Source organism: Micromonospora sp. NPDC048907 (assembly GCF_055586885.1).
The window spans coordinates 917,228-931,798 of the sequence record NZ_JBVJHI010000001.1 but is presented as its reverse complement, the minus strand read 5'-3'; the positions used below and the strand labels follow the sequence as shown (position 1 = coordinate 931,798).

The window sequence follows — 14,571 nt, the reverse complement described above, 5'->3', positions numbered from 1 at the left end:
CGAAGTGAGCCTAGTCTCTCCGGCCACCGGGCGATCGACGGCGGCGCGTGCGCAAGGATGGACGTCATGCGCATCGTGGTTCTGACCGGCGGCATCGGGGGCGCCCGGTTCCTGCTCGGCGTCCGGGCGTACGCCCGGGAGGTGGGGGCCGAGGTGACCGCCGTGGTCAACGTCGGCGACGATCTGCTGCTGCACGGGCTGAAGGTCTGCCCCGACCTGGACAGCGTCATGTACACGCTGGGCGGGGGCGCCGACCCGGAACGGGGCTGGGGCCGCGTGGGCGAGACCTGGACGGTCAAGTCCGAGCTGGCCGCGTACGGCGCCGAGCCGGCCTGGTTCGGGCTGGGCGACAAGGATCTGGCCACCCATCTGGTCCGCACCACCATGCTCAACGCCGGCTACCCGCTGTCCCAGGTCACCGAGGCGCTGTCCACCCGCTGGCAGCCCGGCGTACGCCTGCTGCCGGCCACCGACGACCGGCTGGAGACCCATGTCGTGGTCGACCTGGACGGCGGCCAGCGGGCGATCCACTTCCAGGAGTGGTGGGTCCGCCACCGGGCGGACGTGCCGACGCACCGGTTCGTCTTCGTCGGCGCGGAGTCGGCGAAGCCGGCGCCCGGCGTGCTGGACGCGGTCCGGGCGGCCGACGTGGTGCTCGTCGCACCCAGCAATCCCGTGGTGAGCATCGCGCCGATCCTGGCCGTGCCGGGGCTGCGGGACGCGATCGCCGAGGGGCCGGCCCCGGTCGTCGGAGTGTCCCCGATCATCGGCGGCGCACCGGTCCGCGGCATGGCCGACCGCTGCCTGTCCGTGCACGGCGTCGAGTGCAGCGCGGCCGGGGTGGGCGGCCTCTACGGTGGCCGTTCGGCCGGCGGCCTGCTCGACGGCTGGCTGGTCGCGACGGAGGACGAGGGCACCGCGGTGCCGGAGGTGACCGTGCGCGCCGCGCCCCTGCGGATGACCGACGAGGCGGCGACGGTGGCGATGGTCCGAGCCGCGTTGGAGCTGATGTGAGGCTGGAGATCCTGCCGGTGCCCGGCATCGGGGACGTGACCGAGGGCGACGACCTGGCGGCGCTGATCGCCACCGCGGCGCCCTGGCTGCGCGACGGCGACGTGCTGGTGGTGACCAGCAAGGTCGTGTCGAAGGCGGAGGGTCGGCTGGTCGACGTGCCGGCCGACGGGCCGGAGCGGCTGGCCGCCCGGGACGAGGTGCTGGCCGGGGAGACCGCCCGCGTGGTGGCCACCCGCGGCGCCACCCGGATCGTGCAGACCCATCACGGGTTCGTGATGGCCTCCGCCGGCATCGACGCGTCCAACGTGGACAAGACCCGGCTGGTGCTGCTGCCCAAGGACCCGGACGCCTCCGCCCGCGCGCTGCGCGCCACCCTGCGCGAGCGGTACGACCTCGACGTCGCGGTCATCGTGAGCGACACGATGGGCCGGCCGTGGCGCAACGGGCTCACCGACGTGGCGCTCGGGGTGGCCGGCATGCCGGCGATCCGCGACCACCGGGGCGAGATCGACCCCTACGGCAACGAACTGCAGCTCACCCAGATGGCCGTGGTCGACGAGCTGGCCGCGGCCGGTGAGCTGATCAAGGGCAAGTGCGACCAGGTGCCGGTCGCGGTGATCCGCGGCTACCTGGGGGAGACCCGGGACGACGACGAGGGCGCCGCCGCCCTGGTCCGGGACGCGTCGCTGGATCTGTTCTCCCTCGGCACCGCGGAGGCGCGCGCCGCCGGCCTGCGGGAGGCGGCCACCCTGGCCGACGGCCCCGGCCCGGGCCCGGCCGACCCGGCCGCCGTGGACCGGGCGATCGCCGCGGTCGCCGGCGTGGTCGCGCCCGGCACCGTCTTCACCCACGTCACCGACGACGAGGTACGTGCCGGACTGGTCGCCACCGTGCCCGGCTGGCCGGCGCGGGCCACCGGCCTGGTCCTCGGCACGCCACCGGCCCCGGTCGACGCGGCGGACCTGGTCCGTTTCGGCGCCGACCTGCAACGCCTGCGCACCGCGCTGGCCGCCGAGGCCGTCCCGTCGGCGCTGCTCCCCCCGCCGCCGGGAAGCACCGCCAGCGCGGCCCTGGCCGTCTGATCTCGCCCCCGGCGGCCTCAGGCGTCGAGGACGGCCCGGCCCAGCGGGGTCAGGGTGTGCAGCACGGTGTTGCGGTCGCGGTGGCTGACCAGCAGGCCGGCGTTGCGCAGCACGCTGGTGTGCTGGCTGGCCGCGGCGGCGGAGATGCGCAGCCGGCGGGCGACCTCGCCGGTGGTGCAGCCCTCGTCGGCGGCCTCCAGCACGGCCGCGCGGGTCCGGCCGAGCAGGGCGGCCAGCGCCTCCCGCTGGGCGGAGTCGGCGTCCCGGCCGCCACCCGGCTCCGGCATGAGGCCGCCGAGCCGGTCGACGGGATAGACCAGCACCGGCGGCAGGCTCGGGTCGAGGAGCGCGACCGGGGTGCGGGCGCAGAAGAACGACGGGACGAGCAGCAGTCCCCGGCCGTCGAGGTGCAGTTCCCGGCTGTCCGGGTAGTCGAGGACCTCCAACACTCCGTCGGCCCAGCGCATGCTCGGCCGCAGGCTGGCCAGCAGCCCCTCGGCGCCGCCGTCGAGCATGGCCCGGGCGCGCCGCGCGCGGTCCGCCTCCACGGCGGCCTGGATCCGGGACCAGTACGGGGTGACGGCGAGCGACTGGTACCGGACCATCGAGTCGGTCAGGTGGCTCAGCACCTCGGGCTCGCCGCGGGCCAGGGCGCTCGCCGACGCCGGGAGCGCGTTCTCCTCGGCGAGCCGGGTGAGGTCGCGGCGGAGCAGGTCGGCCGGGGTGCCGCGAACCGCCTCCAGCCCGGCGTCCAGACCGTCCTTGCTGGCGTAGGGGGTGAGGAAGTCCGGGAAGTAGCCGCGGGGCGGGTTGAGCGCGAGCAGCAGGCGGTAGCTGTCGGCGGCGGTGTCCGTCCGCAGCCCGCGGGCCACGGTGCGTCGCCACGCGGTCAGCAGCGGGTCACGCCCGCGCCCCTGGAGCAGGTGCAGGCTGAGGACCAGTTCCCAGACCGGGTCCGCGACGGGCGCCACCCTGGTCCGCAGGATGTCCTCGCGGGAGAAAATGACCTTCAGCATGGAGCTCTCCCGGGCGGACAGAGGGAGTGCCCGCCACGTTGAGCACTGTACCCGCCGGTACTTATCTCCATCTTTAAGCGTGGGATGAAAAACCTCGACGGTGCCCGGCCGGGTTGGGCAGACTTCCTCTTGCCCGCCACGCCGGGTTCGGCGACGCCGAACCGGCTGTCGACCAGCGGGCGCGCCGGTCGGCCGGACGGCACCACGAGGGTCTGCGGCTTTTTCTCCGTAGGGGTGTCGTCCGGCGACCGCTCAGCCGAGCCACAGCGCCACCCGGTGATCCTCGTCGGTGACGTAGTAGCACCGCCCGTCCAGCTCGGCCAGCCCCTCCACGTGGTGGAACGGCGCCAGCTCGGCCACCAGCTTTCCCGCCACCCGGGCGTCCGGGCCGACGTCGTGCCGGAACCGGACGTGCCGCGAGGTCACCGGGCCGCCGAGCGGGTGGTCGTCCAGCAGCACCGAGCCCTTGCCGACCGCGTCGATCGAGCCGATCACCGCCGCGTAGCCGCCGTCCGGCGTCGGCGCGACGGCCCGGAAGCCGGTCAGCGCGCCCGCCGGGGTCACCCCGGTCAGGGCGTACGCCCCGACGGCGCGTGGCCAGCCCGGCGACGCCTCCGGCCCGGCGTCCCGCCGCGACCCGGTGCCGGCGCCGAACATGTCGGCCACACCGGCCAGCTCGACCAGGATGGGCTCGCCCTCGGCGGTCACCGGGAAGCGCAGCCCGAGCAGCACCGTCCCGGCCGGGGTGAAGGCCGCCGCCTCGACGTTGACGGGCAGGTCGTCCTCGGCCAGCCGGCTCACCCAGCTCTTGGCCCGGGCGGTGCCCCGGTCCCGCGTCTCCACGATGAACCGCTGCCGGACGCGCTCCCCCGCCGGAAGCGGCGTCAGCGGCGCGGCGGCGAGGGCGTCGTTGATCGCCCGGTGCAGCCGGAACCGGTTGCGCACCACGTGCAGCGGCAGCGTCCCGCCGGCCGCGTCGTCCTCCCGGAACCGGGCCACGAACGCCCGCCGGGGGCGCAGCGGGCCGGCCTTCGAGCCGAAGTGCGAGCCGAAGACGTACACCCAGCCGTCGTGGTGGGCGAGCGCCTCACCGTCCTCGGTACGGCCGTTCTCCCGGCCGGCGTCGGCGGCCACGTGGTGCGCCACCCACTCGCCGTCGGCGCGCTCCAGCAGCAGCGCCAGGCACTGTTCCACCGGGCCCTCGTCGAGGACGGTCCAGAATCCCCGGCGGGCGCCGTGGGCGCGCAGCACCGCCGGGGAGCGGACGGGCAGCAGGTCGCTGGCCTCGTTGCCGGCCACGACGAACTCGACGAGTCGGAGGGTCACCGGGCCAGGGTACGGAGGGCGCGCCCGTACAGTGGCGGGGTGCCGGACACCGAGACGTACGCCGACCTGCACGCCGACGCCACGGCGGTGCTGAGCCGCTGGACGGCGACCAGCGCGGCGGCCGCCGCGAACCGGGACCGGACGCTGGCCCTGCTGGCGGCCGGACCGGTGGCGATGAGCCGGGCGCACCGGCCCGGTCACCTCACCGCGAGCGCGCTGGTGCTCGACGCGGCGGGCGCCCGGGTGCTGCTCTGCCTGCACGGCAGGTTCCGCAAGTGGGTGCAGCTCGGCGGGCACTGCGAGCCCGGCGACCGGACCCTGGCGGCGGCCGCGCTGCGCGAGGCCACCGAGGAGTCCGGGATCGCCGGCCTGGTGGTCGACCCGGAGCCGATCGACGTGGACGTCCACCCGGTGGCCTGCCAGGGCGGCTCGCTGCACTACGACGTCCGGTTCGCCGTGCTGGCTCCCGCCGGGGCGACCGAGCGGGTCAGCGCGGAGTCCGAGGCGCTGGGCTGGTTCCCGCCGGACCGGCTGCCCGAGCCGCTGGCCGACGGGACCGTCCAGCTGGTGGCGCCGGGGTTGGCCGCGCTGGCCCGGCGGGCCGCCGGCTGACCCGGCGCCCGGTCAGACCAGCCCCTCCTCGCCGCGCTCCTTGAGCTCGTCGACCACCTTCTTCACGTCCTGCGCCCGGTCGCGCGGGCAGACCAGCAGGGCGTCCGGGGTGTCCACCACGATCAGGTCGTGGACGCCGATCGCGGCCACCAGCCGGCCGGACTGCGGCACCACCACGAGGCCGCTGGTGTCCCGCAGCAGCACGCCGGGCTTGGCGTCGCCGCCCAGCACCACGTTGCCGGCGGCGTCCGCGGGCAGCACCTCACCGAGGGTGTGGAAGTCGCCGACGTCGTTCCAGCCGAAGTCGCCCGGGACGGTCGCGACCCGGCCGGCGGTCGCCGCGCCCTCCATCACCGCGTAGTCGACGGAGATCTTCGGCAGGGTCGGCCAGACCGTGCCGAGGACGTCGTCCTGCTCCGGGGTGCCCCACGCCGCCGCGATCGCGGTGATCCCCGCGTGCAGGGCCGGCTGCTGCCGGGCCAGCTCGGCCAGGAAGACGTCCACCCGCCAGACGAACATGCTGGCGTTCCAGAGGTGCCGGCCGGAACGCACGTAGCCCTCGGCCACGTCCGCGGCCGGCTTCTCCTTGAACTCGACGACCGGGCGCAGGGTGCCGTCGCCCACCGGCTCGCCGGTCTCCAGGTAGCCGTAGCCCGTCTCCGGCCGGGTCGGGGTGATGCCCACCGTCATGAGCGAACCCTGCTCGGCGCCGCGGATCGCCTGCCGGACCACCTCGGCCCAGCGCGCCGGGTCACCGATGAGGTGGTCGGCGGCGAAGGAGCCCATCACCGCCTCCGGGTCACGCTCGGCGATCACCGCGGCGGCCAGCGCGATCGCGGCGCAGGAATCCCGCGGCGAGGGCTCGACCAGGATGTTCTCCTCCGGCACGCCGGCCAGTTGCCGCGCCACCGCCGCGACGTGCGCGGCCCCCGTGACCACCAGCGTCCGGTCCGGCGTGGTCAGCGGCGACAGCCGGTCGACCGTCGCCTGGAGCAGCGAGGCCGGGGTGCCGGTCAGCGGGTGGAGGAACTTGGGGTGGCCGGCACGGGACAGCGGCCACAACCTCGTGCCACTGCCACCCGCCGGGATGACGGCGTAGAACATCAGCACATCATGCCCGAACCGCCGTGCTACGGGCCCCCGGTCGGGCGTACCCGCAGGTGACACTCAGGAACGCGCCCGGCTCCACGCGGCGATGTGCACCTCGGCGCTGGACTCCCAGGTGAACTCCTTGGCCCGGTCGAAACCGGCCTTGGCCAGGGAGAGCCGGCGCTGCTCGTCGTCGAGCAGGGCGGTCAGGTCGGTGGCGATCTGATCCGGGTCCTCGCTGGTGTAGGCCACGGCGTCGCCGCCCACCTCGGGCAGGGAGAGCCGCGGCGTGGTGAGCACCGGCGCGGCGCACGCCATCGCCTCCAGGATGGGCAGGCCGAAGCCCTCCCCGTAGGACGGGTAGGCGGCGACCAGCGCGCCACCGAGGAAACCGGGCAGGTCCGCGTAGCGCAGGTAGCCCGGGCGCAGCAGCCGCAGGTGCGACGGCACCTCGGCCACCGCCCGGTCGATGTCGTCGTCGTGCCCCTGGCCGCCCGCGATGACCAGCGCGGGCGCGTCCGCCCGGTCGCCCACCGCGCGGGCCCAGCCGCGGATCAGGTTGGGCACGTTCTTGCGCGGCTCCTTGGCCCCGAGGAACGCCACGTAGCTGCTGCTGCCCAGCCCGAGGCGGGCCCGCACCCGGGCCTTCTCCTCCTCGCTCGGCGCGTGGAAGGCGGCCTGGTCGACACCGTGGTAGGCCACGTCGATCCGGGTCGGGTCGGCGTCCAGCAGGCGGATCAGCTCGTCCCGGGTGGCCTTGCTCGGCACGATCACCCGGTCGGCCCGGCGCAGCGAGGTCTTGATCGCGCTGCGGAAGAAGGTGCGGCGCGACTTGTCGTAGTGCTCCGGCTCGGTGAAGAAGGTCGCGTCGTGCACGGTGACCGTGACCGGGCAGCCGGCCCGCAGCGGGCACGTGTAGAAGGGCGAGTGCAGCACCTCCGCGCCGACCTGCTGGGCCAGCAGCGGCAGGCCGGTCTGCTCCCAGGCGAGCCGGGCCGGGCGGTGGGCGACGGCCGCCGGGGCGGGGATCACCTCGGCGCCGGGCAGCATCCGGGTGTAGCGCTCCAGGTCGGTGCGGAGGCTCACCACGGCCAGGTCGACGCCGGAGCCGCAGACCCGGCCGAGGGCACCGAGCAGGCCGTCGACGTATCTACCGACGCCGCCGCGATCGGCGGGGACACTCGTGGCGTCGATGAGCACGCGGGGCGGGCGACCGGCGGTCACGGGGCGACTCCTCAGGCTGGCGCGTCTGTGGGGAACAACACTGTCGGCAAGCCTACGCCGGGCCGGGTGCCCGACGCTGACTGCGACCCGACGGTACGCCGACTTGTCGTTGTCATCGAGTACGCGTACCGGGCGCGTATCGTTCGCGCCGATGGCCGACAACATTGCCCGGGTGTTCGCCGACGCGATCGCGACCGACCCCGCCCGACCGCTGCTGACCTGGTACGACGACGCCACCGGCGAGCGCACCGAACTCTCCGGCGCGACGCTGGCGAACTGGGTGGCCAAGACGGCCAACCTGCTCGTCGACGAGATCGCCCTCGCCCCCGGCGACACGGCCGCCGTGCTGCTGCCGCCGCACTGGCAGACCGCCGCCGTGCTGCTCGGCTGCTGGTCGGCGAAGCTGACCGTGGCCGACACGCCGGGCGACGTGGACGTGCTCTTCGCCGCCGCCGGCCGGGTCGACGAGGCGGGCGGCTGGTCGGCCGGGGAGCGCTACGCGCTGGCCCTGGACCCGTTCGCGCTGCCGATGCGGGAGGTGCCGGCCGGCTTCGCCGACTTCGTCTCGGCGGTACGCGGGCACGGCGACCACTTCACCCCGTACCCGGGCGGTGGTGGCGGGGACGCGGCGCTGCTGGCCCGCGCGGAGGCCCGGGCCACGGAGCTGTGCCTCACGCCCGGCGACCGGCTCCTGGTCGACGTGACCCGGCACGCCGACCCGGTCGACTGGCTGCTGGCCCCGCTCACCGCCGGCGCCACCCTGGTGGCGTGCGCCAACCTGGACCCGGCCCGCCTGGACCAGCGCACCGCGACGGAGAAGGTCACCCGGGCCCTCGCCTGACCGGGGGTCAGGCCGGGGCCGGGTGGTCCGACTCGGCGCGGCGCTGGGCGAACGCGGCGAAGGCGGTCAGCGACTCCGGGTTGGCCAGGGCGCCCTTGGCGGCGGCGCGGTCCACCGGGGTGCCGGTGAGGATCTTCTTGACCGGCACCTCCAGCTTCTTCGCCGACAGGGTGCGCGGCACCGCCCGGACCTGGTGGATCTCGTCGGGGACGTGCCGCGGCGACAGCGCGGTCCGCAGCTCCCGGCAGATCCTGCGCCGCAGCGCGTCGTCCAGCTCCAGGCCCTCCGCGAGCACCACGAACAGCAGCAGCTCGCCGGCGCCGCCCTCGTCGTCCTCCAGGTGCACCACGACCGAGTCGACCACCTCGTCGAGCCCCTCGACCACCGAGTAGAACTCGGCCGTGCCGAGCCGGACGCCGCCCCGGTTGAGGGTGGCGTCGGAGCGGCCGGTGATCACGCAGCCGCCGCGCTCGTTGACGGTGATCCAGTCGCCGTGCCGCCAGACGCCCGGGTAGACCTCGAAGTAGGCCTCCCGGTAGCGGGAGCCGTCGGTGTCGTTCCAGAAACCGACCGGCATGCTCGGCATCGGCTCGGTGATCACCAGCTCGCCGAGCTGGCCGATCACCGGCGTGCCGTCGGCCGAGCGGGCCTCCACCTTGGCGCCGAGCGCCCGGCAGGTGATCTCCCCGGCGTGCACGGGCAGCAGCGGCACACCGCCGACGAAACCGGTGCAGACGTCGGTGCCGCCGGAGAGCGACTGGAGCTGGAGGCTGTCGCCGACGGTCTCGTAGACCCAGGTGAAGCCCTCGGCGGGCAGCGGGGCGCCGGTGGAGCCGACCCCGCGCAGCGCGGACAGGTCGGCGATCTCCTTCGGGACCAGCCCGGCCTTGCGGCAGGCCAGCAGGAACGGCGCCGAGGTCCCGAAGTAGGTGGTGCCGGTCTCCGCCGCCAGCCGCCAGAGCGCGCCGAGGTCCGGGTGGCCCGGGTTGCCGTCGAACAGCACGATCGTCGCGCCCACCGCCGGCCCGGAGACCAGGAAGTTCCACATCATCCAGCCGGTGGTGGTGAACCAGAAGAACCGGTCGGCCGGGCCCAGGTCGTGGTGCAGGGCCAGCATCTTCAGGTGCTCCAGCAGGATGCCGCCGTGACCGTGCACGATCGGCTTGGGCAGGCCTGTGGTGCCGGAGGAGTAGAGCACGTAGAGCGGGTGGTCGACGGGCACCGGCGTGAAGGTCAGCGGCTCGTCGGTCTCCGCCGCCAGCTCCCCCCAGGAGAGCGCGCCCTCCGGGGGCGCCCCGGCCGGGTCGAGGTAGGCGATGCCGACGGTGTGCCGCAGGGACGGCAGGGCGGCCCGGATCGCGGCCACCTCGGCGCGCCGGTCGACCGGCTTGTCGCCGTAGCGGTAGCCGTCGACCGCCACGAGCACCGTGGGCTCGATCTGCTGCCAGCGGTCGGTGACGCTGCGGGTGCCGAACTCGGGCGCGCAGGAGGAGAAGATCGCGCCGAGGCTGGCGGTGGCGAGCAGCAGGACGTAGGTCTCCGGGATGTTCGGCGCGTACGCCGCCACCCGGTCGCCCTGCCCCACGCCGAGCCGGCGCAGGCCGGCCGCCACCCGGCGGACCTGGTCGCGCAGCCGCGCGGCGGTCAGCGTCTCCGGGGCGCGGGTCTGCCCGTGCGCGATCACCACCGGGTCGTCGTCGGCCCGGCCGGGCATCCGCAGCACGTTCTCGGCGTAGTTGAGGGTGGCGCCGGGGAACCACCGGGCGCCCGGCATGGTCCGGTCGCTGAGCGTGGCGGTCGGCGGGGTGTGCGCCACTACCTCGAAGTAGTCCCAGATCGACCGCCAGAAGGCGTCCAGGTCGGTCACCGACCACTGCCACAGCGCGTCGTAGTCGGCGAACTCCAGCCCCCGGTGCTCGGCCAGCCAGCGCAGGTAGTCGCCGATCCGGGACCGCTCACGCACGTCGGCCGGCGGCGTCCACAGCACGTCACCCACTGTTCCACCCTCCCTGAGGCCCGTCACGACACTGTGCATGGGCCGTGGCGCCATCTTGCCCTACCTCGCCAGGCCATTCTCCGTACCGGGTGCCGGTGACGGGGCGTGGCCGGCCCACACGCCCGGGCACCGCGGGGTGTGGGCCGGCGTCCCTCAGCCGGCGCGGTGGGCCTGGATCGCCCGGCGGCGGGCCAGCCGGTGGGCCCGGCGGATCTCCGCCTCCCGGTAGCGCCGCTCGTCCTCCGGCGTCTCCGGCAGCACCGGCCGGACCGCCCGCGGCGCGCCGCCCACGTCCACCCCCACGAACACCAGGTACGCCGTGGCGACCCGGACCGGCTCGTCCTCGGCCGAGTCCCAGCGCTCGGCGACCACCTTCACCCCGACCTCCATCGAGGTGTTGCCGGTCCAGTTCACCTGGGCGTGCGCGTGCACCAGGTCGCCCACCCGGACCGGCTCGGAGAAGACGATCTCGTCGATCGAGGCGGTCACCGCGGTGCCGCCGCTGTGCCGGGCGGCCGCCGCGCCGGCCACGTCGTCGACGAACTTCATCAGTACCCCACCGTGAACGGTCCCGTACAGATTGACATCGACAGCGGTCATGATGCGACTCAGCGTGACGCGCGAGTACGAAGTCGGCTTGCCCGGAGGGGCGGCGGGGTGATCTGTCATGCCGGAAACGGTACGGTGCGCGGATGCGACATCTCTGGAGCTTCCTCGCCGGGTTGGTGGTGGCGCCCGTCACCTGGGTGCTCGTCACGCTCGGTCAGGACGGATCTGGGCGCACCGTGCACCGCTGGGTGGAGATCGGTACGTACAGCACGCCCAACCTGATCGAGCCGGCCGTGTACCTGGGCGTCGCCGGCATCCTGCTCGGCCTGCTCGGCACGCTGCGCTTCTCGCCGCTCGGCCCGGCCGTGGCCGGGCTGCTGCTCGTGGTCCCGTACCTCGGGCTGTTCGTCGCGCCGTTCAACGTCCGGGACCGGATCCCCGAGGACTGGAAGATGCTCGGGGACCCGCTGCCGCTGCGCCAGCCGCTGGAGAACGGCACGCTGTTCCTCATCGGCGTGCTGCTGCTGATGGCCGTGTTCAGCGGCCAGCGGTGGCGACAGCGGCCGGCCGGGCCGGCCGAGGCGGAGCTGACCCCGGCCGACAAGCCGGTCGAGCACAACCCCTCGCTCGGCGACTGGCCTCCGGCGGACCCGAAGAAGGACGCGACGAAGGACGGCGACACGGCACCGCTCACGCTGGCCTATCCCGACACCCCCACCGAACCCCTGCCCCGCCGCACCGGCGGCGAGTCGCCGTGGTCCGCGCCCCCGCGCGCGACCACCCGACCGGAGGGCACCACCGAGATCCGTTGACGACCGCGGGCGGGCCGGTCACCCGGCCCGCCCGCCCGATCGTCGCCGCTGCGGGTCAGCCCTTGAGCAGCTGGCGCGCCATGACGATGCGCTGCACCTGGTTGGTGCCCTCGTAGATCTGAGTGATCTTGGCGTCCCGCATCATCCGCTCGACCGGGTAGTCCCGGGTGTAGCCGTAGCCGCCGAGCAACTGCACCGCGTCGGTGGTGATCTCCATGGCGGCGTCCGAGGCGAAGCACTTGGCCGCCGCGCCGAAGTAGGTCAGGTCGGCGTCGCCGCGCTCCGACTTGCCGGCGGCCGTGTAGGTGAGCTGCCGGGCCGCCTCCAGCTTCATGCCCATGTCGGCGACCATGAACTGGATGCCCTGGAAGTCGGCGACCGGCTTGCCGAACTGCTTGCGTTCCTGGATGTAGCCCTTGGCGTAGTCCAGCGCGCCCTGCGCGATGCCGACCGCCTGGGCGGCGATGGTGACCCGGGTGTGGTCCAGGGTCCGCATCGCGGTGGCGAAACCGGTGCCCTCGGCGCCGATCATGCGGTCGGCCGGGATCCGGACGTTGTCGAAGTAGACCTCGCGGGTCGGCGAGCCCTTGATGCCGAGCTTCTTCTCCGGCGCGCCGAAGCTCACCCCGGCGTCGGCCTTCTCCACCACGAAGGCCGAAATGCCCTTCGAGCGGGCTGTGGGATCCGTCACAGCGAAGACGGTGTAGTACTCCGAGACGCCCGCGTTGGTGATCCACCGCTTCACGCCGTTGAGCACCCAGTGGTCGCCGTCCCGGACCGCCTTGGTGGTCATCGAGGCGGCGTCGCTGCCCGCCTCCGGCTCGGAGAGGCAGTAGGAGAACATCGCGTCACCGGCCGCCACCGGGGTCAGGTACTTCCGCTTCAGCTCCTCGGAGCCGGCCAGGATCAGCGGCATGGTGCCCAGCTTGTTCACCGCCGGGATCAGCGAGGACGAGGCGCAGGCGCGGGCCACCTCCTCGATCACGATGGCCGTGGCCAGGGCGTCCGCGCCCGCGCCGCCGTACTCGACCGGGATGTGCGGGGCGTGGAAGTCGGCGGCCCGCAGCGCATCGTAGGACGCCTTCGGGAACTCACCCGTCTCATCCGCCTCGGCGGCGTGCGGAGCGACCTTCGCCGCACAGACCTCCCGGACCGCCTCCCGGATCGCCTCGTGCTCCTCCGGCAACCGGTAGACGTCGAACGACTGCTCTGCGGGCATGTCGGCCCTCCCCTTTCACCGCTATCATGCGCAGTCTGTGGCGCCCGGAAGGCTGCCGACTGCCGCAGACTGAAGGATAGCCACCAGGGTTCAGCCGGACCTTACCGGCGGGTAGGCTCGCGCACGAGCGACGGCGACAGGCCACAACTACCCTCACACAAGACGAGAGAGTTCCCTCGGTGCCGGCCCTGGCGCCCCAGCCGAACGCGACGCAAGGAAGCGCCGCCAGTGCGAGCGGAGAAAACAGGCGTGACGATCCCGTACCCGAACACTCAGCCGATGCCCGCCATCGCCGCGGTGACGCCGCCCTCCGGCGCGGCCCGACCCCGCGTGACCTTCCTGGGCACCGGCTACCTCGGCGCGACATACGCCATCTGCTACGCCGAGCTGGGCTACGAGGTCCTGGGCTTCGACGTCGACGCGGACAAGATCGCGAAGCTGAACGCCGGCGAGGTGCCGATCCACGAGCCGGGCCTGGACGAGCTGCTCCGCCGCAACCTGGCCGCCGGCCGGCTCCGCTTCAGCACCGACATCCAGGAGACCGCCGACTTCGGCGACGTGCACTTCATCTGCGTCGGCACCCCCCAGCGGGCCGACGGGATGGGCGCCGACCTGTCGTACGTCGAGGCGTCGGTCACCAGCCTCGCCCAGCACCTGACCCGCAAGGCGCTGATCGTCGGCAAGTCCACCGTGCCGGTGGGCACCGCCGAGTGGGTGGAGCAGCTCGTCGGCAAGCACACCCCGGCCGACCTGGGCGTCGAGGTGGCCTGGAGCCCCGAGTTCCTCCAGGAGGGCTTCGCCGTCGACGACGTGCTGCGGCCCAACCGGATCGTCGTCGGGGTCAAGAGCGAGTGGGCCAACGGCATGCTCTACGCCGCCCACAAGGGCGTCTTCGACCTGGCTGCCACCGAGGACCGCGAGGTGCCGCTGGTGGTCACCGACTTCGCCACGGCGGAGCTGGTCAAGGTCGCCGCGAACGCCTTCCTGGCCACCAAGATCTCCTTTATCAACGCGATGGCCGAGGTCTGCGAGGCCGCCGGCGGCGACGTCACCCAGCTCGCCCGATCGATCGGCTACGACCCCCGGATCGGCAACCGTTTCCTCCAGGCCGGCCTCGGCTTCGGCGGCGCCTGCCTGCCCAAGGACATCCGGGCCTTCCAGGCCCGCGCCCAGGAGCTCGGCGCCGGCGAGGCCCTCCGCTTCCTGCACGAGGTGGACCTGATCAACCTGCGCCGGCGGACCCGGGTGATCCAGCTCGCCGCCGAGCTGCTCGGCCGCCGCTCCGGCCCGGCCGGCCCGGATCTGTCCGGCACCCGGATCGCCGTGCTCGGCGCCACGTTCAAGCCGAACACCGACGACGTCCGGGACGCCCCGGCCCTCGCCGTCGCCGCGCTGCTCGGCAAGGCCGGCGCCGACGTGCACGTGTTCGACCCGCAGGGCGTGGAGAACGCCCGCCGGGCCGTGCCCGAGCTGACCTACGAGGCGACCATGAACGACGCCGTCCAGGGCGCCGACCTGGTCTGCGTCCTCACCGAGTGGGCCGAGTTCCGCAACGCCGACCCGGTCGCCCTGGGCGAACTGGCCAACGGCCGCAAGGTGGTCGACGGCCGCAACTGCCTGGACTCCACACTGTGGACGCAGGCCGGATGGGAGTACCGCGGCATGGGCCGCCCCTGACACGGTGCACGCGTCGGCCGGCCGGCCGGGGACCCGTTCCCCGACCGGCCGGCTCTTTTTGTTGTCCGGAACGCGCCGGCAACTGTCGAAATCCGGGCCCGCTCAAGGCATGCT

General features: G+C 74.0%; 13 protein-coding genes. 6 read left to right on the top strand and 7 right to left on the bottom strand.

Annotated elements, in window-relative coordinates; translation table 11 throughout:
* Positions 1-66: 66 nt before the first annotated feature.
* Positions 67-1,014: a 2-phospho-L-lactate transferase gene (gene cofD, locus ACZ6PY_RS04650; protein WP_466069176.1), complete on the top strand. Its 948-nt coding sequence runs from the start codon at positions 67-69 to the stop codon at positions 1,012-1,014.
* Entirely contained in the window at positions 1,011-2,096 is a 1,086-nt protein-coding gene (locus tag ACZ6PY_RS04645) for a coenzyme F420-0:L-glutamate ligase (protein ID WP_466069174.1), read from the top strand. Before cofD ends, ACZ6PY_RS04645 begins: the two co-directional genes overlap by 4 nt.
* A gap of 17 nt (positions 2,097-2,113) precedes the next feature.
* Here the strand turns inward: ACZ6PY_RS04645 and ACZ6PY_RS04640 are convergent, their stop codons facing one another.
* Together ACZ6PY_RS04640 and ACZ6PY_RS04635 are read right to left on the bottom strand one after the other, a co-directional pair.
* Positions 2,114-3,112 (bottom strand): ArsR/SmtB family transcription factor, encoded by a 999-nt coding sequence (locus ACZ6PY_RS04640; protein ID WP_466069172.1) that lies wholly within the window; start codon positions 3,110-3,112, stop codon positions 2,114-2,116.
* 252 nt (positions 3,113-3,364) lie between these two features.
* Entirely contained in the window at positions 3,365-4,438 is a 1,074-nt protein-coding gene (locus ACZ6PY_RS04635; protein WP_466069171.1) for a hypothetical protein, read from the bottom strand.
* Positions 4,439-4,477: 39 nt separating this feature from the next.
* Between ACZ6PY_RS04635 and ACZ6PY_RS04630 the strand changes: the two genes are divergently transcribed.
* On the top strand, positions 4,478-5,050 hold the full coding sequence (locus ACZ6PY_RS04630; protein WP_466069169.1) for an NUDIX hydrolase: 573 nt from the start codon (positions 4,478-4,480) through the stop codon (positions 5,048-5,050).
* A gap of 12 nt (positions 5,051-5,062) precedes the next feature.
* Here ACZ6PY_RS04630 and ACZ6PY_RS04625 read toward each other — a convergent pair whose 3' ends face one another.
* Both ACZ6PY_RS04625 and ACZ6PY_RS04620 read right to left on the bottom strand, forming a co-directional pair.
* Positions 5,063-6,154 (bottom strand): mannose-1-phosphate guanylyltransferase, encoded by a 1,092-nt coding sequence (locus ACZ6PY_RS04625; protein ID WP_466069167.1) that lies wholly within the window; start codon positions 6,152-6,154, stop codon positions 5,063-5,065.
* A gap of 63 nt (positions 6,155-6,217) precedes the next feature.
* Complete coding sequence (locus ACZ6PY_RS04620) at positions 6,218-7,363, bottom strand: glycosyltransferase family 4 protein (RefSeq protein ID WP_466069165.1); 1,146 nt, start codon at positions 7,361-7,363, stop codon at positions 6,218-6,220.
* 151 nt (positions 7,364-7,514) lie between these two features.
* On the opposite strand from ACZ6PY_RS04620, the gene ACZ6PY_RS04615 reads away from it, so the two are divergent.
* Positions 7,515-8,204: a TIGR03089 family protein gene (locus ACZ6PY_RS04615; protein WP_466069163.1), complete on the top strand. Its 690-nt coding sequence runs from the start codon at positions 7,515-7,517 to the stop codon at positions 8,202-8,204.
* 7 nt (positions 8,205-8,211) lie between these two features.
* Here the strand turns inward: ACZ6PY_RS04615 and ACZ6PY_RS04610 are convergent, their stop codons facing one another.
* Together ACZ6PY_RS04610 and ACZ6PY_RS04605 are read right to left on the bottom strand one after the other, a co-directional pair.
* Positions 8,212-10,200 (bottom strand): acetoacetate--CoA ligase, encoded by a 1,989-nt coding sequence (locus ACZ6PY_RS04610; RefSeq protein WP_466069161.1) that lies wholly within the window; start codon positions 10,198-10,200, stop codon positions 8,212-8,214.
* Positions 10,201-10,353: 153 nt separating this feature from the next.
* Entirely contained in the window at positions 10,354-10,869 is a 516-nt protein-coding gene (locus tag ACZ6PY_RS04605; RefSeq protein ID WP_466069159.1) for an acyl-CoA thioesterase, read from the bottom strand.
* 23 nt (positions 10,870-10,892) lie between these two features.
* Between ACZ6PY_RS04605 and ACZ6PY_RS04600 the strand changes: the two genes are divergently transcribed.
* Positions 10,893-11,561: a hypothetical protein gene (locus tag ACZ6PY_RS04600; protein ID WP_466069157.1), complete on the top strand. Its 669-nt coding sequence runs from the start codon at positions 10,893-10,895 to the stop codon at positions 11,559-11,561.
* A 55-nt stretch (positions 11,562-11,616) separates the two neighbouring features.
* Here ACZ6PY_RS04600 and ACZ6PY_RS04595 read toward each other — a convergent pair whose 3' ends face one another.
* Positions 11,617-12,780: an acyl-CoA dehydrogenase family protein gene (locus ACZ6PY_RS04595; RefSeq protein WP_355638516.1), complete on the bottom strand. Its 1,164-nt coding sequence runs from the start codon at positions 12,778-12,780 to the stop codon at positions 11,617-11,619.
* Positions 12,781-13,029: 249 nt separating this feature from the next.
* Here ACZ6PY_RS04595 and ACZ6PY_RS04590 point away from each other — a divergent pair, with 249 nt between their 5' ends.
* A complete protein-coding gene (locus tag ACZ6PY_RS04590) occupies positions 13,030-14,457 on the top strand; it encodes a UDP-glucose dehydrogenase family protein (protein WP_466069154.1) in 1,428 nt (475 codons plus the stop codon).
* Positions 14,458-14,571: the final 114 nt, after the last annotated feature.